This window comes from Nitrosomonas sp. Is79A3, from assembly GCF_000219585.1.
Taxonomy (GTDB): domain Bacteria; phylum Pseudomonadota; class Gammaproteobacteria; order Burkholderiales; family Nitrosomonadaceae; genus Nitrosomonas.
Genome location: NC_015731.1, coordinates 2,191,751 through 2,211,780, shown reverse-complemented (window position 1 = coordinate 2,211,780; position 20,030 = coordinate 2,191,751). Strand labels below are relative to the sequence as shown.

Sequence of the window (20,030 nt, the reverse complement as noted above, 5' to 3'; positions counted from 1 at the left end):
CATGAATGCTTGCTCTGATGCTTATACATCTTCTTCGGGTTCCGGATCTTCTCGCAATGGTGTTTTTGTTGTCGTCTGCGCAGTGATGCATGTTTCGGTATTTACACTGCCGGGTATCTTCGGTGTTTTGCAATCCACATCAGCGTTTTGTGCGCGATGCCGCAGAGCGTGATCAATCAATACCAATGCGAGCATGGATTCCACGATCGGTGTGGCGCGAATACCGACACAGGGATCATGCCTGCCATGCGTTTCAACAATTACCGGCATGCCAGTTTTATCAATCGAATGCCGTCCAAGACGTATACTGGATGTCGGTTTGATCGCGACATTGACGGTGATGTCCTGTCCGGTAGAAATGCCGCCTAATATGCCGCCAGCGTTATTACTTCGGAAACCATCCGGCGTCATTTCATCCGAATGTTCCGTGCCTTTTTGTGTAATGCTGGCAAATCCAGCACCGATTTCTACGCCTTTCACCGCATTGATATTCATCATCGCGTAAGCAATTTCTGCATCCAGCCGGTCATAGACCGGTTCGCCCCAGCCGACTGGCACACCTTGCGCCACTACGCTGATCTTGGCGCCTACTGAATCACCGGATTTGCGCAGTTTGTCCATAAATATTTCCAGTTGGTCGGCGTAGCTGTTATCTGCAACAAAAAAAGGATTGCGATGGACATCATTCCATTGTTTGAACGGAATTTCTATCGGCCCTAGCTGTGACATGTAACCGCGAATGACAATGCCAAATTTTTCATGCAGCCATTTCTTCGCAATGGTACCGGCTGCAACCCGGACTGCAGTCTCACGAGCCGACGCCCGGCCACCGCCACGATAATCGCGAATGCCGTATTTTTGCCAATACGTATAATCGGCGTGGCCAGGACGGAAAACATCCATGATTTTACTGTAATCCTTGCTGCGCTGATCTTCATTGCGAATTAACAATGCAATCGGTGTGCCGGTAGTTTTACCTTCAAACACACCCGATAGAATTTCCACCGTGTCAGATTCGCGCCGTTGTGTCACATGACGCGATGTTCCCGGCTTGCGCCGATCGAGTTCCAGCTGGATGTCTTCCACAGTTATTTCTAATCCGGGCGGGCAGCCGTCCACGACGCAACCAATCGCGGGGCCGTGAGATTCGCCAAAAGAGGTGACACTGAAAAGTTTTCCAAAGGTATTTCCGGACATTCTGTTTTTCTCTTAAAACTGATTATATGAGTCTATCATACGTATCTGTGGTTTTTTGAATTGGCATAAAGGAAATGGGTGATTTGCTTTCTGCAGAGCATAAAATTCACACTGTTCAATACGCAACTACCACGAATCAGATTGAGGAATATCAATAATGAAATGCTTTCATCATGCTATACCTGCGGTAAAATGCAATCCGTTGCCTAAAGACTATTATAAAAGCATATCGTTTTTTGGAATATACGAAGATAAAAATGATTATACGAATTTCTGAATATCCGAATACGCATACGCCCTGCATTGAATAATATTAAATTAAAACCGGGAGCTTGCATGAATACACCACGAGTTAAAGAATTTCTGCTAAACCTGCAAGACAGCATCGTTAAAGGGCTTGAACAGGTGGATGGTAATACATTCCGGCGTGATCAGTGGGATCGCCCGGAAGGTGGCGGTGGGATGAGTAGTGTCATCGAAGAAGGCAATGTTTTGGAACGCGGCGGTGTTAATTTTTCTCATGTGTATGGTGCCGGATTACCAGCATCAGCCACGGCTGCACGTCCTGAATTAGCCGGCCGTTCGTTTGAAGCGATGGGGGTGTCTCTGGTTTTGCATCCGCGCAACCCCTATGCGCCCACAGTACATATGAATGTGCGTTACTTCGAAGCGCGTAAGGAGGGTGCTGAGCCGGTCTGGTGGTTTGGCGGCGGTATGGATCTGACGCCTTATTATGGCTATGCTGAAGATGCGATTCATTTTCATCAAACCTGCAAGAATGCGTTACAACCGTTCGGCGATGATTGCTACCCGCGTCTGAAAAAATGGTGTGATGATTATTTTTATTTAAAGCATCGCAAGGAACCGCGAGGTATTGGCGGTGTTTTCTTTGATGATTTGAATCAACCTGACTTTGATACCTGCTTTAAACTTACCCAAAATGTAGGGGGATATTTTTTGACAGCTTACCGGCCCATTCTGGAGAGACGCAAAGATATACCGTATGGTGAGACTGAGCGCGATTTTCAAGCGTACCGTCGCGGGCGCTATGTGGAATTTAATCTGGTATGGGATCGGGGCACTTTGTTCGGGTTGCAAACGGGTGGACGAACGGAATCCATATTGATGTCTTTGCCACCAATTGTTAAATGGCGCTATGACTGGAAACCGGAAGCGGGCACTGCAGAAGATAAACTGTATACCGATTTTCTGATTGGCAAGGATTGGGTGTAATCAACTTGATACATTTGTTTGGAGTGCATAGCAGAATGGGCGTGAATCAGTGAACAGGGTATCGCTGAACACGCAGATTTTGCTCGGTACGCTATCGGGTGTTGCATTGGGTCTCTGGTTTGCCCAGTTAGGGCAAGCGTCAAGTATTACACAGAATGGGCTATATGCTGCAAAACTGGTGGGTACATTGTTCATTGATTTGTTGCGAATGGTGTTGATTCCGCTGGTTTTTACATCAATTGTGGTCGGTGTGGCCAATTTACGTTCACATCAGCAAATGAATCGTGTTTGGCAGGTGACACTGATTTTTTTTGTTTCGACGATGGCATTGGCCGTTGTGTTGGGATTAACGGCTGCTAACTTATTGCAACCCGGCGGTGGTTTACAGATAGCCATGTTTCAGGATGCAATGCAAGGTTTTCAGGCAACGCAGATGTCACTGCCTGATTTCTTTGCACATTTCTTGCACTCATTGTTTCAAAATCCAATTGCGGCGCTGGCGCAGAGCAATGTATTGGCTGTCGTGATATTTGCTTTATTGCTGGGCATTGCGTTGGTGGTGGGCGGTGAGCGTTATCGCAATATCCTGACACTAATGCAGGAATTTCTGGAATTGATATTGATGCTGGTTGGCTGGATCATGCGCCTGGCGCCATTTGGAATCATGGCGTTATTGTTGCAGCTGGTCGCTACACAAGACACTAGCCTGCTGACAACTTTGATCAAGTTTGTAGCTATTGTTATGGGTACCCTTTTGTTGCATGGGCTAGTGGTGCTGCCATTAATTCTTTATCTGATTACCGGCATGACACCGCTCAAATTCTGGTTGGGGGCACGTGAGGCATTAATTACCGCCTTTGCTACCAGTTCCAGTGCTGCGACGTTACCCATTACATTACGTTGCGCGGAACAGCATTTGCATGTCAAGCGCGATGTGGCAGGTTTTGTTATTCCACTTGGTGCGACGATGAATATGGATGGCACGGCATTGTATGAAGCGGTTGCGGCTTTGTTTATTGCTAATCTGGCCGGTGTTGAATTGAGCTTCTTGCAGCAGATGGTTGTATTTCTGACGGCCATGTTAGCCGCAATCGGTGCGCCGGGCATTCCCAGTGCCGGTATGGTAACGATGGTAATGGTGCTGCAATCGGTTGGATTGCCGGTTGAAGCGATCGCTATTTTGTTACCAGTCGATCGAATACTCGATACGTTTCGTACCATGGTAAATGTAGAAGGGGATTTGGTGGGAAGTCTGGTGGTACAGAAATGGATCAAACAAGATCAATCAAACGAATAAAGTATTTATCATTTCAATTTCTTAGATCAGATCGTTATCAATAAAACGTTGTTGAATCTCCCGCACCTTCTCAGCGTTGTTGATCAATGCTTCAACACAATCTCGATCTAATTTGGAATTAGACATTTTCCGCAACATGCTAAAAGCATCTTCATTACTCCACGGTGCTTTATAGGACCGCCGCGAAGTTAATGCATCAAATACATCCGCTACAGCGCTGATACGCGCTTCAATAGGAATTTCTTCACCTTTCAAACCTTGGGGATACCCGCTGCCATCAACCGCTTCATGGTGAAACTCAGCAATATTGCGCAAGATATTGGCGTGCCCAAAAGTACCCAGACTGAAGTCTTCAAGAACCGAATCAATAATTTCACGGCCTTTCGCCGGATGAGTTTTCATCACATCAAATTCTGCGGAATTTAATTTGCTCGGTTTACGAAGGATATTATCAGGAATCCCAATCTTGCCAACGTCGTGCATTGGTGAGAACAAGAAAATATGTTCGATTTGTTCATCGCTAATGTTATAGCTTGGAGAAAGCTCGCGTGCAATGAGCCGGGCGTAGTGCGCAGTCCGGTCAATATGTGAACCAGTTTCAAGATCGCGGTAATGTGTCATGTTACGTGCAGCGCGGACTGCAGCAAGCAAAGTGCGTATGGCGGTTAATTCATTGATCACCATCAGTGCGATTAGATGCCCGTAGATGTCAATCTGGCGCAGAGTTTTGGGAGCAAATGGGTGTTCTTGAAGTGAATTAAAAAACAAAAAGCCAATGAAAGTGCCGCTTTGATAGAGTGGCATGGTGTAACTGGATTTATAACCTTTGGCCGCGACGCGTTTGGTATGTTCATGGGTGCCTTGAGAAAAAATATTGAGATCCTGTACCAAGCGTGGACGGCGATGTTCGATAATGGCATAGAGTGATGGTGCGGAACTGAGCGGTGCTTCGTAGGTCGTCACCGGACTGTCATTACCTTCCGTGCTATGGGTATAGGTTTTGAGCATTTCTGTTTTTTCGTCAAACAGGGCAATGGCCAAACGATCAATAAACGGAAAATCTTGGCGAATGATTTGATGTAAGAAGCGCAGCTTTTCAGTCAGCGGTAAATTTTCATGCAAGTTAGCCAGCGTATCCTGGTGTGTAAAAAGATCTTCTTCTTGTTGCATACAATTCCTTCCAGCAAGTGATTGTGACGGTAACCCGCATGGTTGTTTTGCCAGCATTAACAGGCCTTTGAAAAACTATCTGCGTTGCCGCTGCGGTGTTAAAAACAAGCCCAAGATGCTCATTTATCACGCATAAACTGCGCTTTTCTCCTGTTTCTCCCTTGCATCGGCTGCCTCGAAAAAGTTTTTCACCGGCCTGTTAGCCGAAACGGTATTGCGGAAAAACAATCGTACAGTGGCTGTTACCTATTAATCCACTTAGTATTTTAAACGAATTATTTTGATCATGTCGTGTTGGTTTGAAGGTCTGATTTACAGAATCGCTACGGTAATTATTGTTGGCTTCGAGGATAGAATCATTGTGTGGCAAATAGCCGCGCGACAATTTGTCACATTCCAAAAACAAATCATTCTTTTTACAATTTGCCCAACGTGGTTGATTCAGGTTTGAAAGATATCGAATGCCACGACAAAGACAGAAATTATTTTCGTTACAATTAGGAGGATGACGAGCGTACAAGAAACTAGAGTGCGCTCACATAACACTTATGAGAATACCCAAACGACTTGAGCCATTGATTGAGGAAGGTTTAATTGATAGTGTGATATGCCAGCTGATGAGCGGCAAAGAAGCCATGATCTATATGGTGGGGTGTGGAGATGCTATCCGTTGCGCTAAAGTATATAAAGAAAGCAATAAACGCAATTTTCAGCATCGCGCTAATTATACAGAAGGGCGCAAGGATAAAAACAGCCGCCGTGCCCGGGCGATCGAAAAGGGGAGCCGCTATGGCCGCAACGCACGCGAGGAAGCTTGGCAAAGCACTGAGATTGACATGTTATGCCGCCTTGGAATGGCTGGCATACGTGTGCCGAAATTCTATAGTTTCTTCGCCGGAGTCCTGGTGATGGAGTTGATTACCGATTTAGAAGGAAACGTGGCGCCACGGCTGAGTGATCTGATACTCACCCCAAAACAGGCGCGTGTTTATCATAAGATTCTGATCGACCAGATTGTAAAAATGCTTTGTGCCGGAATTGTTCATGGTGATTTGTCGCAATACAACGTGCTGGTAGATAGTCAAGGTCCAGTCATTATTGATCTGCCTCAGGCGGTGAACGCGGCAGGCAATCACCAGGCCCGTTATATGATCAAGCGTGATATTGATAATGTAACAGCTTATTTCAGCCGGTTTGTTCCAGAATTGACGCAATTGGATTATGCGACGGAGATATGGTCCTTTTATCAGCGTGGTAAATTACCACAGGCACAATTGACCGGAAATGTAAAACAACAGGACAAGCCTGTTAATGTTAGCAATATTCTGCAGATTATTGACGCAGTGATTAAAAAAGAAGCCGCCTGGCAGCGGCATAAACAGACCAAATGGGGTAATCCCTTATCGCAATGCTAACGAAATTGTTAACTGCTAAAAATGCAGAAGATGTTATTTGACCTGCATACGCCAGCTTGTGTTATAATTCCGCCTCTGACGCGGGGTGGAGCAGTCTGGCAGCTCGTCGGGCTCATAACCCGAAGGTCGTAGGTTCAAATCCTGCCCCCGCAACCAATAAAATCAAGCACTTAGAGCTTAATGGCCTAAGTGCTTTTTTATTTTATTATTGGCATGTAAGGCCAGTGTAAGAAAATAGAATCAACATCAAACAATAAAAAACCCGCCGGAGCGGGTTGTTAAATGAAAATGGATGATATACGAATATCAATATCCAGCCCCTGCACCAGCTGGATTAATTGGATTATAGCCCCCTGGGTTGCGTGGAGTTTCTCCAAATCCCGGAGGTACTAAGCTTTTTGAAGAGTCGGGGGATTCTGTAATTTGGGAATCAGAATGAGTTTTTTGCGCCGAATCATTATTTTTTGATTTATTGAAGATGCTGCAGCCGGAAAGGATAAGTATTAAAAAAATAATTAATGATTTTGAAATATGATTAGGATTAAACATTCTAACTCCAGCTATTAAATTAAGCGCTTTGTCGTGGCCACTCTTGGCGGGCGGAAACTGCATGCATCATTTAGAAAGAACGTAGGCCAAGGTCTTCTGCGTTGCAGATCGACACCAATTCCAGCCATAAAGAAAAAATCCCAGTGCTTAAGGGAGAGTTTGAGCACTGGGAGGGCTTAGAGCTAGTTTGACGAATCCGGCTATGCATAGAATGCACTTCGTCTGCGGTCTTCACATCTGGTGTTTTCAGATGTGAGATAAGATTTTATTTATATTTTTGGTTCAGTTCTGTGCGGTTGCCAACATAAGAAACATGATAGACCCGCCAATAAAAGACGGGACTGTGAATGCGTTATGCTACGTTCGGGCCGTTAGTGTGCGATCGTTATATATGTCCAATATCTCAAACACCCTAAGGTCATAATTAAAGCTTTTGGCTTTAGCTTCAGCGTCAGCCTGTGTCTTATGTGTTGATATTACCTTCCGCTTAGCACCAAGTCCGCAAGACTGTCTGATTCGAAGGCAGTACCCATTTGGCATTCTGTTCATTTCTTTGCTCCGTTTTATGTATGATTAAATCAAATTTGTAGTTGTTTGCTGAGGTTTAAGTAGTTTTGAAGGTAGCCTCCTAAGAAATGATTCATAATCGCTTAATCGTCATTCTGATACGTTATCCTCGCTCAGTAATCTATCCAATGACGCAATCCGTAACTTTCTCTCATAACTTTCGATACGTGCTTCAAAAAGAGGCGGTAACTCGAAACTACCTTCAATCTCAAAGTATCCATAAATTATCTCTTCCATAAATACTGAAAACAGCGAGTCTTGAATTTCGATTACTTGCTTACCTGTAACAGCTACGCCAGCTTCTTTCAAAGCGATTGCCAGCCAATCAACCCTTTCAAAATACCGATCAGGAATAATTCTTGTTATGGTTCGTTCGTTAACAATGCGCTCAACCTCATGTGGTTGTAGTGCTTTTGTTGTCGCGTTAACCTGTGAACCCGGTTTACTTTTGCCCCCGCCGGTGTTGCCAGTTATTCGAAATTCCTTGGTCTGCGTTATGTCCAGATTCCTTGATCGCCATAGAAGGGCAGATTCAAGGTTATCCGTTGGACAGCCGCGTTTTATATGCCTGTGAAGTAGTTCTCGACTAATGCCGATTTGTTTTGCCAATTTGGTGACTTGCATGGTTGTTTCCTTTGGTTTGTTGTAAGTTTGTGAACTCATTTAGAAATTTTCTCCGCTAGGATTTTAATGGGCTCTTCATTACGCCCGCGCGCCAATTGCCCAGAAGTACCTTAGCTTTTGTCTCAATGCACACCTTCACTATTAAGTAATTCCAGCATCAGGAAGCCGTCATACTTATGCTTTGGTATTTGCAGCTCGAAAGAGTACAGACCCCTCAATGCGACTGTGACTATCACAAGCTGCGAATCAGATTCAGTGCAAGTCAAAAAAGCGCGTGGAATGTCTGGCCTGTCATGAAGCATTTTTAATACCCGCTCCCTTCTCTCTTCGCGCTGCAATTCCATAATGATTGCCGGTTTATGTTTTCTTAGCCTCTCTATAAGTTCATTGGTCACTTTTGCCGCTGGTGCTATATCAAGATATTCACCGTCAGCTTTCACAGTAAAGTTTTGCTGTCTCAGCTCTGCAATAATTTCTATAGCTCCCATGTTCTATATCCTCACGCATTTGTCAGTCAGGGGTGTTTTATCCGTAACAACGTCACAATCTAATGCTGGTGCGGGTTTCGGTGTTACCTTTTGATTTTGTGCGCCGTCACATTTTTCTCTATCCGTAACATTTGTGACTTTGTTACCTTTTGCGATTTCATCCGTAACACCATCAGTAACACGCAAATTGTTATTGGTATTAGCTCTCAGAGAAATGTTACTTTGTGACGGCAAAAAATGGGGGTGCTGTGAAAGGTATCGTTCGAATACATCTGTAAACTGGTCAAGCTCAAATCCTTTGGCGGTTTCATAGCCTAATCTGACCGTCTTTGAATAAATACTGTAATCTCTTAACTTACTTGCAAGCTGTCTTGGTGTAATCGGCTTTCCTCGGTTATATGTTGCCCAGGATTTCTCATCGTCAGAAACTAAGGTTTCAATCAGATCGGCTGTGCTTATCTTGCTGATATGCTTTGTTTCAAATGTTTCCTGAATATCTGCCAGCAATTCATTTGCTGTACTCTGATTGCTTTGCGAAGCTTTGAATATTTTTAATGCTGCTTTCGTCGATGTATCTGGCCAATGTCCACCAGCAACATAAGCAACTTGTAGTAATGGCTCTATGTTGTCTTGATCCCGGTCTCCAAGCTCATCAGGCAATATAGGGCGGTTCTGTCTAATTGCGTTTGAGTAGTCCTCCGCAAATCTTGCAAGCTGTGCTGTGAATCCCTCGAATAAAAGCGGTTCGGCATATCTCAATCGGTCGACTTTCTCATCCGGTCTTTTGCGTCTAAGCTCGAATATGATTGATCTACTAGTCACGGTTTCAGCAAGCTTGATTGCGTTAATACCGGCAATCGCTTTCATTCCCCATACTGAGAAGCGTTTGGGTTCAAAGTCATCCGTTGAAGTGTCGGCACGCCATACAAACGCACTATCTCGGGTATGACCAGCGTTAAACAATCCGCGTAATTCTCCATTGTCTTTGAGCACAGTTTCAATCTCATCAACAAACAAAGAGGGCCGGTACTTCTCAATCAGGCGAAACAAAACGCTAGGACTGATACCGCTTATTGATCCGGCCATTAAATAGTTTTAAGCGGCATATTTTACGTACGGATCTTGGAAGTAAGAAGCAACGCGCTCTGGATTATTCTGCAGCATCAACATATGATCATCGACAGCGGCATGTAATTTCTCCTTGGTCCGCACCGGAACTTTCGAACCGATAGCCTGTTTCAAATCTGAGTTTAATCTTTCTTCTGGATTTAATTCCGGACTGTAGCTGGGTAAATAAAAGCATTCGATCTTTTCCTTATTTTCTTCCAGCCAAGCCTTCACTGGTTTGCTGTGGTGCACTCTCAAATTATCCAGGATCAAGAACACTTTCTTCCCTGCATCCTTGATCAGTAGTTCGAGAAATTCAATGAGTCTATCTGAATTGAAATTTCCATCAATAATCTGCCAGCGTGCACAGCCTTTGTTGGTTACAGTGGCAATCATTGACAGCCGTTGCCGCGTGCCAGGAGCGTAGGTCACGGGTGTTTTTCCCTTGGGTGCAAAGCCACGTCCTCGCGCATCCGTATTGACTAATCCTGTCTCATCACCCCAGTGAATCTCTCCGCCTTCAGTTCGAGCGCGCTTGGCAATATCCGGATATTGCTCATTGAGCCATTGCTTTACCGCCTCCGGGCGTTGTTCATAAGCACGTCGGATCGGCTTCTGCGGGGTAAATCCCCAACGCTTGAGGTAGTGTCCCACCGTGCGTATCGGCATGGATATGCCACATTCCTGCTCAATTAACTGTCTTATCGCCCCACGATTCCACAACGCAAAATCCATCTTCAGTTGCTCAGGACGCTTATCACAAATAAGCCGTTGCAATCTCAACTCCTGCTCTTCGCTTAGGCTGCGTTTGTCACCCGTACGTCGGCCGCGTCTACCAGGCTTTAGTCCAGCTGCACCACCTTCTTCATAAAGTCGAATAATCTTCTTCACAGCCGTGTCGCTCAGCTCCGTAACCTGCGCTATTTGCCCAGGTTTCCCGCCTCGCTTGTGAAGACGAATCACTTGCCGGCGACGTTCATGCAGCGCTTCATCTCTTAAGGTTCTTGCATCTATTTTTTCCATCCTCCTACGACATGCAAAATCAACAAAAATCAAACTATTTATTGGCCGGATCTATAACTGAGTAGCACGCGGCGCAAGCTTGCTAAGTAAAGTCAGTAACTGTGTCTTACCGCATGCCCTTTCAGGAGCATTGATTAAAGCAATCGGTGCGGTTTGGATCTCATCAATAAACCAGCATGACGTTACCCAAAGCGCGGCAATATCAGCCTGATATTTATCCATAGCAATAAATCGTCTGATTGTTGCTGATATTTCATCCAGTAATAGCGCTGGGTTTATTTTCTCGGGCCATGGCTCAATATCTGGAAAAGGCGCATTATCATCTGTAGATTTTTTGCGTGCTCTCGCTACTTCCTTATCCAATGTCGATAGTCGACTAATGCCTAATTTTGCAGCTTCACTTTCTCGCGCTTTGTCATATTCGAGCGGGTGCATTGCTGCAAGCCTTGCTATCGTTTCTTGCTGGGTCTCAGCGGATTGCTCAGCATAGGCAGCTTGCTGTTCGGGTGTCGCTTCTATTGCTGCGTATGGGTCGATCATGCGGCCTCCATTACTGACTTAGAATAGATCATCTTGAAAGCGGGCTCACCTCGCTTGACTGCATCCATATTGAATGTCGATAATGATTCTGGCTGAATCGAATGGATTTCAGTGATTAAGCTTTCTAAAATATAGTTGTCATGGTCGTAATGCACGATTTGGGCATGTAATCCCGAAAGGTAATTAAACTGAAGGTTGGTTACTGGCTGTTCTTGAGTAATAATAATCCGTGGATATGCAGCCCCAAGTTTCCAATCAGTAGTCACAATAACTCGCATTGCTGCGATTAAACCCTGACGGCGAAGATCGTCAAGTTTCTTTCCGTAAGGCGGATATTTTCTGCTATGATTCATTTCAACAAACTCCTGTTTGTGTTTCATCTAATCTCATCCATTTCGCCATGGATGAGATTTTCTATTTGTTACTGATCAAGCTTATGTTTTTCTGCAAATTCAAGCGTTGCAGATCCAATCTCATCAAAGCTTGGCTGTGGAAATATCCGTTTAAGTACAAGTTCCCATTGGCCCGGATATTGAATACCTGATAAACATTCCGCTGCACGTATCGCTAATATTTGAGAGCGGATCTTCGAATTAAGCTCAGTCGATAATTCAGTTATCAATTTTTGCAAATGTGCCCGGCGCGCTATTTCATAATCTTGTTGGGCGACTGGATTTTTTGGTCAAGCACTTTAATCTCTTCGCTTGCAAGTGTCTGTAAACGCTCTGACGAAGCCAGTTTTTCGTTGGCTACTTTAAGTTTTTCTTCAATAGCTGCCACTGTTTCGGCTGTGCATTCGCCCCTAATTAAGAACGTTCTGCCGCGTCTCTTTCATGGGTCAGTGCGACAACATTGGATTGAGATGCTGCAACACCATCATTAATATTTTGAAGCGTATCTGACATTTTGGATTTGTCAGCGAGTTCATTCGCTATGGTTTTTTGTGCTGTTTGAAAGTCGTTCATTTTTATTCCTTAAATTAATTGGGTGTATTTGGGGATATGGTTATGCCGCATCGCCGCTAAGCAATGCTTTGATATCAGCAACTTTCCAGGCCAAACGGCCGTTGAGATGAATCGGACGTAACGGCCCATTCTGTAAGCAGCTCCATGCTCTCAAAGTCTGAGGACGGCGCGAAAGATAGTAGGCGGCTTCTTGAGTCGTTACTGCGGATCGTGTGACTAATTCGATTTGTGGGTATTGATGTGAAGCGAGTGCTTCGGGTAGAACAGGGGATTGATGTGTTGTTAATTTCATTTTGAACCATCCTTTGCCTTTCGGCGACATTTAGAATGATTCAATTGTGAACGAGCGTTAAACGCTTACAATAGCCCGTGAAAGTTTTGAGGGATACCGCGCCAATATTGGAGAAAAATGTGTTTTATAGAAAAACTCTCACCGGAAGTTTGAGAGTTTTAACCTAGACTTACGTTCGAAAATGCCTTTATTATCGTACTAGGATCATGAGGCAATTTTCCCCCGCGTTTTTTAATACCTGCTTTGGTCAGTAATTGACCAACTTTTTGAGCCAATACATCCCGCTTCTCAAGTAATTTCGGGTCACTTTCTACAAGCTGGCGTGCAAAATAACGTGCAGGTGTATACCAAGGTTGCGCTGGCTCCGGGTCATTGGAATCCCGCACTAACCATGGCTTTTTATCCCCGTCTTGTTGTATGTTTGCTGATTTTGTAACTTGCGGTTCTGATTCCAGTAAAAAAACAAATGGTTTAGCCTCTCGTTCTCCTAGGTGATTAAGATACTTCCTGAGTGATACAAGCATGTCATTTAATGCTTTTGGTCTTTCAGGGTGTGTTATCTTAAAACTTGCCAGCATCCCCAGACTAATTAACAGTTCAATTGCTGCGGTCTGTCTTGCGCTTACTGTCAGCAAGTGAGCTTGGGATTCATATAAAAGCCTTTCCCCTAGCGCCAGCGCCAGATATCCCCACTTTTCATCGTGAGAAGTATCTACTCCATTAATGATTAATGGATTTTTTCTTACAAAGTGTCCTTTAGGTACAAATTCTCTGAGGTCAAAAAGTACTTGCGCATTCAGTTCCTTCAGCATCCAAAAATCCATAACCGCCCCTTTTCAGCGCCTTTTGAAAGAAGCCACTGTCAGGCCAGAAAAGGTAAAACTGGCCTTTCCCTCCGTCGAGGTAGGCAGTGGCTAAAACGTTAATTTATGTTGGTTGCATATACCGCAACGCTGCGGCAAATACGCCTATAGGATCATCTGAACCTAAGGGGAAAATAGGTTTAAGTGAGTAAGGTAGACGGCCAATATTAGGGTTCTGCTCTGCTACACGTAATGCATTATCAACGCGCTCAATCTCGCCATAACTTTCAAGTCCGATTAATAGAGCATCAGCAATAACTTTCTTTTGCTTGGCACCAAGAAGCAAACCATTATTGATCTTTTTGTGCCTTATTCTTAAAGCCTCAGAAATAATCAATGCCGTTTTGTAGTTTAAAGCTTCGGTAAAAGCATGGCCTTTTTTGTCATTAACAGCCCATTTATAGCGGTCTGAATCTATGCAATACCAAACCCCAAATGGATCGCCATTGTCCGGGTATTGCTCTGCTAATTGCTTCGGTGTTACTTTCTCTTGTACTGTAGAATCTTCATTAGCCATGATGTGACACTCCTCTTTAGTGTTGCGTGGTGGTTAGGGGCTTCAGGTGCTTGATCACTTGATAGCCCCGCTTTTACCTGATTCCGTCAGGTGGCGGTTATTGCCCGTAAACTGGCTTTACCCGGTGTGAATTGAATCCCGGCTTCTTGCAAGATCCATGCTTCGTATTTCGTGTGCCATACAGCCAGTAATTCAAGCGGCCTATTGATATAGTGACGTTCAGCCGTTGCACTTGGTGCGTGTCCCATAATTTGAGCAACTATGCCTTTTGGCATTTCTACCCATTCGGCCAAACTGGCAAAAGTTCGGCGTAACCCATGCAAAGTTAATGGGGGCAATCCGGCAATAGATAGAGCTCGATTATGTGGAATACGCGGCTCTGCTATTCTGCCATTGGCGGCGGATATGCTACTAAAAACCCATTGATTGCGGCGGGGAAGGGCAGCTAGTAAGCTTGAAAAGTAAGGAGAGAGCGGGATTTTTCGACCTTCCTCACGAATCTTGTCTTTTATCCATAGATTGTTCCACCGGAAGTCTACATCTTCCCAGCGCAAGCCAGCCATTTCCTCGCGCCTACAGCCCAGTAATAGCAATCCTTGCAAGTAGGCAGAAATTACCTGATTCCCTAATGATTGGACGGCTGCAAACCATGCAGGCAGGTGTGCACGTTGCAATACGTCAAACTGCTTATTTTTCCGGCTCGGTATTTCATCGCGTAAATCTTTGCTTTCTACAGCTTGCAGATCGATAACCGCGTTATATTCCGAACGTGTCGCACCCCATCGCCAAAATGCACGGAACATTTCAAACCCTTGCCGGGCATTATTTGGGCGTGTTTGCGCTTCCTTTCTCTGCCATTCTTTCAGTACTACGGCGTTAATATCGATCATCAGCATCTGTAACAGTGGGTAAAGTACACCTTGTATTGTTAAACCATTGCCGCGTTTTTTGGGTTCTCCACCCACTTGCGATAGGTTTTTATGGTCTCTTAAATGGCGTTCTCCCCATCGTTTGCCGCGTTCTATATGGGTATGCTGCATCTTATCTTTCTGGTATGCAAGGTAGGCTTGCCATGCGTCACTCACCGTCATAGTTTCGCGTGTTTCCTGTGCTTTTTTTGCGGCGGTGGTGGCTTCATTCTTGGCGCGTTGCTCCGTAGCTTGTTGACGCGGATCAATGCCTTGATCTGTTATGACTTTAAGGCGCGTTGCCTCGTCTTGTGCATCGCTGATAGACCAGGCGCGCGAATCACCAATAGTTAAGCGGATAGTTTTGCCGTGTAGATCAGTTTGGAAAATGTAAGATTTCGCCCCGCTTGCCGTGACTCGCAAACCTAATCCGGGTGTTTTGCCATCCCAGAAAATGCTTTGCTTTGCGCCCGGCTTGCATTTGAAACCTGCAACCCTGCCAGTTGTAAAGTTTTCCCATTTCATAACTATTATTTCCGTGTAAGGCTGGTGTAAGGAAATAATAACAGAATAGCGGAATATTGATCAACACAAATAAATAGAGATATTTATTAACTGCATTATTCTAAATGGTTTTATTGTTTTTATATATTCTGATCAACACTAATAAATGCTATTATATTCGGGCTTACAACCCGAAGGTCGTAGGTTCAAATCCTGCCCCCGCAACCAATAAGATAAAGCGCTTATAGCTTAATTGCATAAGTGCTTTTTTATTTTACTGTGCCTGTGTAGGCGATATGTAGGAAAATCAATTCGACAACAATCAAAAAAACCAGCACCCAAAGAGTGCTGGCAAAGGAATATATTCAACCATCCGACTATACACTGATATTTTATGCACTGGTTGAAGCGGTTTTAGAATCAAAGAAAGGAGAGTTGATTCGTTAAATTGGAGTAATTTAGCTTTCATTAGTTCCCCTGGTAATTCTGCTATTGTTACCGCTGCACTTAAGATTAAGCTATAGAACAAGCAATAAGAACCCGCCGGAGCGGGTTTGTGTAATTGAAGACATTGTCTGCTAAATTTCATGAAGGGCAACAGTTTCATCTATCTCGGTTTCCGGAAGGTTGGTTTCATGTAAATAAGTAAACTCGATCGTATAGGTTTTATTGTATATATTGTACGCATTCATTAACACAATAACCGTTCCAACAATAATTCCTATTACTGCATATCTCATTATCATTATCATAAAGTTACCTCCATTCTTCACAATTGGAGTCTTTATAATCCAAAATTTGTATGCCAGTCTGTGAGTTTTCTCACATTTAATTGATATAGTTAGACAACAAAACTCTCTACATGAGCGGGTTAGTGATAATTCAGCTATACTGGCAGGACATATGTACTAGAAAAAAAGGAAGCATTTCCTATATACGCAATAATTTATTAAATATAACCTTACATATAAAATGGATTGAATTAACTTGATAAAATTTCGCAACTTTTTATCAAGGGTGTGTTTAAGAATAACTATTGGTTATTCTGAGATGTAAGTTAATAATGAGTGGCAATATAGTTTTTATAATTTGAGGAGTAATTATCATGACGAAGATTAAGAATTTTGTAGGTTTAGCTGCATGTGGGCTTATTTTTGGTGTAAGTCAAGTCAGTCAGGCAGCAGGTGTCGATTTCGAGGATCTGAGCATTCCATTGGGAACGCAAATATCCCCTAACCCTATTTCAGTTACGAGCGGAGGGTATCAGTTTAATTACGGACCTGATTCAATTTTGAATGGTTGGGATCATTTGCATGCTGGAAGCGAAGCTTTCTGGGCAAATAATGGGACGACGGTATTGACGCCGCATTATGATGTAATTTTTGCAAGAACTGATTCGAGTCTATTTTCTCTTGGATCAATGGATTTAGCTGGTTTTCCTGGAGGCGAAGGAACCATGCAAGTTATCGGTACATTTGCGGACTCCTCGACAATTTCTACAACTTTCACATTGGATGGTATAGTCGATGGCATTGGTGGAAGCGTTGATTTTGAGACATTTGCATTCGGTTGGAATAATCTCGCTTCAGTTAGAATCGTAAACACGGCAGGTTCAGTGGATGGACTTTTCAGTGTCGACAATATTACCCCTGTTCCAGAACCAGAAACCTATGCTATGTTATTAGCTGGTTTAGTCTTATTGGGTTTTATGGCACGCCGCAGGAAAGAAACTGCTGTTTAATTCAGACCTAGATTTAATCCAGATCGGGAGGTTGGGCTCCCGTTTCTGTTTTTTAGTATTGTTCTTTTTCTATTACTTTCTTGTGAATTGAACTGGATCGGTTTAGACGTTACGTAGTTTTATTGCTATTCAGTTTCTGCAGTTGTTCATTCAGGTTGTCAAGTTTTGTATTAAATGCATTCAAACGATCTTTCTCCTGCGCCACAACGTTTTCAGGAGCCCGTTCTACAAAGCTTGGGTTTGATAGTTTGGTTTGCGCTTTGGATATTTCTACTTCAATGCGTGTTATTTCTTTCGTCAAACGTTCGCGTTCAGCTTCGATATCTATTTCAACTTTTAGCATCAACTTGAAGTCTCTTACGATGGATACCGGCGCATCGGCATCGGGTAGTTCACCCTGGCAAATTTCTATGCCGGATAATTTAACCAGAGACAATAAGTACGGCGAGAAATCCGCCAATGTTTGCTGATTTCCGGCCGCAAGCAATGGTACTTTTACTGCTGGTGATAGGTTCATTTCACTGCGCAGAGTGCGGCAGGCATTTATCATCTCTTTTAGTAACAGGATATTTTCGGTGGCCTGCTGATTAATAGCCGCAAGATTCGCGGTTGGATAAGGTTGGCACATAATACTCGCTCCCGATTCTCCAGCCAATGGCGCAACTTTTTGCCACAGCTCCTCGGTGATAAATGGAATAACCGGATGAGCCAGCCGTAACATGGTTTCCAATACACGTACCAAGGTGCGGCGCGTTGCTCGCTGTACTGAGTCTTGATCACTATTTAACTGCACTTTGGCAAGTTCAACGTACCAATCGCAATATTCATCCCAAAGCAATTCGTAAATTTCGCGTGCGACCAAATCAAAACGGTAATTGCCAAATGCTTGTTCAATCGCCAGTTCTGCCTGCTGTAAACGGCTGATGATCCAATGATCCGCAGCGGAGTAAGTTAATAGTAACGCTTCATCCAATCCGGTATCTTTTCCTTCACAGTTCATCATGACATAGCGGGTTGCGTTCCAGAGCTTGTTACAGAAATTTCTGTACCCTTCGCAACGTTGCATATCAAATTTGATATCGCGGCCATGGGATGCCAGGCTCGCGAATGTAAAGCGCAAGGCGTCGGTACCGAAAGCTGGAATGCCTTCGGGAAAATGTTTGCGGGTATTTTTCTCAATGGATTCGGCTTGTTTCGGATTCATTAATCCTGTGGTGCGCTTTGCAATCAAGTCGGGCAGGGTAATGCCGTCAATCAAATCCAATGGATCCAGTACATTGCCTTTGGACTTACTCATTTTCTGACCCTCAGCATCACGAATCAAGCCAGTGATGTAAACCTCCTTGAATGGCACTTTACCGGTGAAATGCAGCGACATCATCACCATGCGCGCGACCCAAAAGAAAATGATGTCAAAGCCGGTGATGAGTACCGAAGTCGGCAGGAAGGTTTTTAGTTCCGGCGTTTCATCCGGCCAACCCAATGTGGAGAATGGCCAGAGCGCCGATGAGAACCAGGTATCCAGCACATCATCATCTTGTTTCAGATTATTTTTCCCGGAAAGCTTTTGCGCTTCTTCCAGATTATATGCAACCGTGATGTTGCCGTCCTCGTCATACCATGCGGGAATGCGGTGCCCCCACCACAATTGCCGGGAAATACACCAATCCTGAATATTTTCTAACCATTGGTTGTACACATGCGACCAGTTATCCGGCGTAAATTTAACATCGCCCTGTGCGACGGCTTCCAATCCACGTTTGGCCAAACTTTCCATCGCAACATACCATTGATCGGTCAGCATCGGTTCAATAATGGTATTGGTACGATCGCCACGCGGCGCCATGAGTTTGTGGGGTTTGGTTTCAACCAGGAAGCCTTGTTTTTCCAGATCAGCGATAATCATCTTTCTGACGTCAAAGCGGTCCAATCCTTGATATTCAGCGGGTGCCAAGTCATTGATTTTCCCATCCAAGGTGAAGATATTGACGGGAATCAAATGATGTCGTTGTCCCACTTGGTAATCATTAAAGTCGTGGGCCGGGGTGATTTTTACGCAACCGGTGCCAAATTCCAGGTCGACATAAGTATCCGCGATAATCGGAATGGTGCGCTCACAAAGCGGTAGCCGTACATGACGTCCGATCAAGTGTTGATAACGGAGATCCTCGGGGTGGACGGCAACGGCCACATCTCCTAGCATGGTTTCAGGGCGAGTGGTGGCTACAATTAAGGCCTCCGTTTCTTCGGTATGAATACCATCCGCCTGTTCCAGCGGATAACGAATATGCCACAAGGAACCGTTTTCTTCTGTTGATACCACTTCCAGATCTGAAACTGCCGTTTGCAATACCGGATCCCAGTTTACTAGACGCTTGCCGCGATAAATGAGTCCTTCGCGATAGAGGCGGACAAATACTTCAGTCACTGCACGCGATAAAGCGGCATCCATGGTGAAACGTTCGCGTGTCCAATCACAGGAAGTGCCCATGCGCCGCATTTGCCGGGTGATCGTAGAACCGGATTCTTCCTTCCATTTCCATACTCGTTCCAAAAAAGCTTCCCGTCCCAATTCGCGACGATCGAGTTTTTGCTGATCGAGTTGACGTTCAACCACAATTTGCGTGGCAATACCGGCATGATCTGTGCCGGGCTGCCATAGTGTGTTATCTCCTAACATACGGTGGTAGCGTGTTAACGCATCCATTAAGGTATGCTGGAACGCATGCCCCATATGCAAGGTACCGGTGACATTGGGGGGGGGCAACATAATGCAGTAGGCGGGTTGATCTGTTACAGCGGCTGGTTTGAAATAGCCAGCCGATTCCCAGGTGGAATACCAACGATCTTCAATGCGCTTCGGGTCAAAACTTTTTTCGAGTTCCATGGAATGTAAAGTTATATTGAATGGTACAAATAAGACCGCCATTATAGCGGATGGCATTTCGGTTCGTATGACAACAAACAATGCTGTATTTTTAATACGCCCGGAGAACTGTAAGCCGCATGAGATTGAAGGCGATGGAGTTG

The 20,030-nt window shown here is 44.5% G+C and carries 20 protein-coding genes and 1 tRNA gene; 5 read left to right on the top strand and 16 right to left on the bottom strand.

Features of this window, described 5'->3' with window-relative positions:
* Positions 1 to 21: 21 nt before the first annotated feature.
* Complete coding sequence (gene aroC / locus NIT79A3_RS10155) at positions 22 to 1,197, bottom strand: chorismate synthase (RefSeq protein WP_013966109.1); 1,176 nt, start codon at positions 1,195 to 1,197, stop codon at positions 22 to 24.
* A gap of 336 nt (positions 1,198 to 1,533) precedes the next feature.
* Between aroC and hemF the strand changes: the two genes are divergently transcribed.
* The gene (gene hemF / locus NIT79A3_RS10150) at positions 1,534 to 2,430 is read left to right on the top strand and encodes an oxygen-dependent coproporphyrinogen oxidase (protein ID WP_013966107.1); all 897 of its coding nucleotides are present in this window, start codon (positions 1,534 to 1,536) and stop codon (positions 2,428 to 2,430) included.
* Between the two features lie 49 nt (positions 2,431 to 2,479).
* Positions 2,480 to 3,727: a dicarboxylate/amino acid:cation symporter gene (locus tag NIT79A3_RS10145; RefSeq protein WP_013966106.1), complete on the top strand. Its 1,248-nt coding sequence runs from the start codon at positions 2,480 to 2,482 to the stop codon at positions 3,725 to 3,727.
* Between the two features lie 21 nt (positions 3,728 to 3,748).
* Here NIT79A3_RS10145 and NIT79A3_RS10140 read toward each other — a convergent pair whose 3' ends face one another.
* Positions 3,749 to 4,897, bottom strand: coding sequence for an HD domain-containing phosphohydrolase (locus NIT79A3_RS10140; RefSeq protein ID WP_013966105.1), 1,149 nt, complete (start codon positions 4,895 to 4,897; stop codon positions 3,749 to 3,751).
* Between the two features lie 548 nt (positions 4,898 to 5,445).
* Here NIT79A3_RS10140 and NIT79A3_RS10135 point away from each other — a divergent pair.
* Together NIT79A3_RS10135 and NIT79A3_RS10130 are read left to right on the top strand one after the other, a co-directional pair.
* Positions 5,446 to 6,312, top strand: coding sequence for a PA4780 family RIO1-like protein kinase (locus NIT79A3_RS10135; RefSeq protein ID WP_013966104.1), 867 nt, complete (start codon positions 5,446 to 5,448; stop codon positions 6,310 to 6,312).
* Positions 6,313 to 6,391: 79 nt separating this feature from the next.
* Positions 6,392 to 6,468: transfer RNA gene (locus tag NIT79A3_RS10130), tRNA-Met, on the top strand.
* Between the two features lie 150 nt (positions 6,469 to 6,618).
* Here NIT79A3_RS10130 and NIT79A3_RS10125 read toward each other — a convergent pair.
* The 13 genes from NIT79A3_RS10125 to NIT79A3_RS10065 form a co-directional block, all read right to left on the bottom strand.
* Complete coding sequence (locus NIT79A3_RS10125; protein WP_013966103.1) at positions 6,619 to 6,861, bottom strand: hypothetical protein; 243 nt, start codon at positions 6,859 to 6,861, stop codon at positions 6,619 to 6,621.
* Positions 6,862 to 7,518: 657 nt separating this feature from the next.
* Positions 7,519 to 8,091 (bottom strand): hypothetical protein, encoded by a 573-nt coding sequence (locus NIT79A3_RS10115; RefSeq protein ID WP_041360308.1) that lies wholly within the window; start codon positions 8,089 to 8,091, stop codon positions 7,519 to 7,521.
* 83 nt (positions 8,092 to 8,174) lie between these two features.
* Positions 8,175 to 8,540, bottom strand: a complete 366-nt coding sequence (locus NIT79A3_RS10110) for a hypothetical protein (RefSeq protein WP_013966100.1) — start codon at positions 8,538 to 8,540, stop codon at positions 8,175 to 8,177.
* A 3-nt stretch (positions 8,541 to 8,543) separates the two neighbouring features.
* Complete coding sequence (locus tag NIT79A3_RS10105; RefSeq protein ID WP_013966099.1) at positions 8,544 to 9,626, bottom strand: DUF3631 domain-containing protein; 1,083 nt, start codon at positions 9,624 to 9,626, stop codon at positions 8,544 to 8,546.
* Positions 9,627 to 9,635: 9 nt separating this feature from the next.
* A complete protein-coding gene (locus tag NIT79A3_RS10100; RefSeq protein ID WP_013966098.1) occupies positions 9,636 to 10,670 on the bottom strand; it encodes an IS630 family transposase in 1,035 nt (344 codons plus the stop codon).
* 51 nt (positions 10,671 to 10,721) lie between these two features.
* The gene (locus tag NIT79A3_RS10095) at positions 10,722 to 11,210 is read right to left on the bottom strand and encodes a hypothetical protein (RefSeq protein ID WP_013966097.1); all 489 of its coding nucleotides are present in this window, start codon (positions 11,208 to 11,210) and stop codon (positions 10,722 to 10,724) included.
* On the bottom strand, positions 11,207 to 11,590 hold the full coding sequence (locus tag NIT79A3_RS10090) for a hypothetical protein (RefSeq protein ID WP_156797064.1): 384 nt from the start codon (positions 11,588 to 11,590) through the stop codon (positions 11,207 to 11,209). The genes NIT79A3_RS10095 and NIT79A3_RS10090 overlap by 4 nt, the downstream gene beginning before the upstream one ends.
* Positions 11,591 to 11,855: 265 nt before the next feature.
* Entirely contained in the window at positions 11,856 to 11,990 is a 135-nt protein-coding gene (locus tag NIT79A3_RS19510) for a hypothetical protein (RefSeq protein WP_348225600.1), read from the bottom strand.
* A 26-nt stretch (positions 11,991 to 12,016) separates the two neighbouring features.
* Positions 12,017 to 12,175, bottom strand: a complete 159-nt coding sequence (locus NIT79A3_RS18780; protein WP_013966095.1) for a hypothetical protein — start codon at positions 12,173 to 12,175, stop codon at positions 12,017 to 12,019.
* Between the two features lie 40 nt (positions 12,176 to 12,215).
* Positions 12,216 to 12,467: a hypothetical protein gene (locus NIT79A3_RS10080; RefSeq protein ID WP_013966094.1), complete on the bottom strand. Its 252-nt coding sequence runs from the start codon at positions 12,465 to 12,467 to the stop codon at positions 12,216 to 12,218.
* Between the two features lie 158 nt (positions 12,468 to 12,625).
* Positions 12,626 to 13,279: a hypothetical protein gene (locus tag NIT79A3_RS10075; RefSeq protein ID WP_156797063.1), complete on the bottom strand. Its 654-nt coding sequence runs from the start codon at positions 13,277 to 13,279 to the stop codon at positions 12,626 to 12,628.
* A 115-nt stretch (positions 13,280 to 13,394) separates the two neighbouring features.
* A complete protein-coding gene (locus NIT79A3_RS10070) occupies positions 13,395 to 13,847 on the bottom strand; it encodes a hypothetical protein (protein ID WP_013966092.1) in 453 nt (150 codons plus the stop codon).
* An 86-nt stretch (positions 13,848 to 13,933) separates the two neighbouring features.
* Positions 13,934 to 15,280, bottom strand: a complete 1,347-nt coding sequence (locus NIT79A3_RS10065; RefSeq protein WP_013966091.1) for an integrase family protein — start codon at positions 15,278 to 15,280, stop codon at positions 13,934 to 13,936.
* 1,084 nt (positions 15,281 to 16,364) lie between these two features.
* Between NIT79A3_RS10065 and NIT79A3_RS19505 the strand changes: the two genes are divergently transcribed.
* Positions 16,365 to 17,000, top strand: coding sequence for a PEP-CTERM sorting domain-containing protein (locus NIT79A3_RS19505; protein WP_013966089.1), 636 nt, complete (start codon positions 16,365 to 16,367; stop codon positions 16,998 to 17,000).
* A gap of 109 nt (positions 17,001 to 17,109) precedes the next feature.
* Here NIT79A3_RS19505 and NIT79A3_RS10050 read toward each other — a convergent pair whose 3' ends face one another.
* Positions 17,110 to 19,887, bottom strand: a complete 2,778-nt coding sequence (locus tag NIT79A3_RS10050) for a valine--tRNA ligase (protein ID WP_041360305.1) — start codon at positions 19,885 to 19,887, stop codon at positions 17,110 to 17,112.
* Positions 19,888 to 20,030: the final 143 nt, after the last annotated feature.

What these genes read in the sequence shown, in the direction of transcription:
- NIT79A3_RS10050 (WP_041360305.1), bottom strand. Translation starts at nt 19,887, where the DNA reads ATGGAACTCGAAAAAAGTTTTGACCCGAAGCGCATTGAAGATCGTTGG.
- NIT79A3_RS10075 (WP_156797063.1), bottom strand. Translation starts at nt 13,279, where the DNA reads ATGCTGAAGGAACTGAATGCGCAAGTACTTTTTGACCTCAGAGAATTT.
- NIT79A3_RS10065 (WP_013966091.1), bottom strand. Translation starts at nt 15,280, where the DNA reads ATGAAATGGGAAAACTTTACAACTGGCAGGGTTGCAGGTTTCAAATGC.
- NIT79A3_RS10070 (WP_013966092.1), bottom strand. Translation starts at nt 13,847, where the DNA reads ATGGCTAATGAAGATTCTACAGTACAAGAGAAAGTAACACCGAAGCAA.
- NIT79A3_RS10125 (WP_013966103.1), bottom strand. Translation starts at nt 6,861, where the DNA reads ATGTTTAATCCTAATCATATTTCAAAATCATTAATTATTTTTTTAATA.
- NIT79A3_RS10095 (WP_013966097.1), bottom strand. Translation starts at nt 11,210, where the DNA reads ATGATCGACCCATACGCAGCAATAGAAGCGACACCCGAACAGCAAGCT.
- NIT79A3_RS19505 (WP_013966089.1), top strand. Translation starts at nt 16,365, where the DNA reads ATGACGAAGATTAAGAATTTTGTAGGTTTAGCTGCATGTGGGCTTATT.
- NIT79A3_RS10105 (WP_013966099.1), bottom strand. Translation starts at nt 9,626, where the DNA reads ATGGCCGGATCAATAAGCGGTATCAGTCCTAGCGTTTTGTTTCGCCTG.
- aroC (WP_013966109.1), bottom strand. Translation starts at nt 1,197, where the DNA reads ATGTCCGGAAATACCTTTGGAAAACTTTTCAGTGTCACCTCTTTTGGC.
- NIT79A3_RS10115 (WP_041360308.1), bottom strand. Translation starts at nt 8,091, where the DNA reads ATGAGTTCACAAACTTACAACAAACCAAAGGAAACAACCATGCAAGTC.
- NIT79A3_RS10110 (WP_013966100.1), bottom strand. Translation starts at nt 8,540, where the DNA reads ATGGGAGCTATAGAAATTATTGCAGAGCTGAGACAGCAAAACTTTACT.
- NIT79A3_RS10135 (WP_013966104.1), top strand. Translation starts at nt 5,446, where the DNA reads ATGAGAATACCCAAACGACTTGAGCCATTGATTGAGGAAGGTTTAATT.
- hemF (WP_013966107.1), top strand. Translation starts at nt 1,534, where the DNA reads ATGAATACACCACGAGTTAAAGAATTTCTGCTAAACCTGCAAGACAGC.
- NIT79A3_RS10100 (WP_013966098.1), bottom strand. Translation starts at nt 10,670, where the DNA reads ATGGAAAAAATAGATGCAAGAACCTTAAGAGATGAAGCGCTGCATGAA.
- NIT79A3_RS10140 (WP_013966105.1), bottom strand. Translation starts at nt 4,897, where the DNA reads ATGCAACAAGAAGAAGATCTTTTTACACACCAGGATACGCTGGCTAAC.
- NIT79A3_RS10090 (WP_156797064.1), bottom strand. Translation starts at nt 11,590, where the DNA reads ATGAAACACAAACAGGAGTTTGTTGAAATGAATCATAGCAGAAAATAT.
- NIT79A3_RS10080 (WP_013966094.1), bottom strand. Translation starts at nt 12,467, where the DNA reads ATGAAATTAACAACACATCAATCCCCTGTTCTACCCGAAGCACTCGCT.
- NIT79A3_RS18780 (WP_013966095.1), bottom strand. Translation starts at nt 12,175, where the DNA reads ATGAACGACTTTCAAACAGCACAAAAAACCATAGCGAATGAACTCGCT.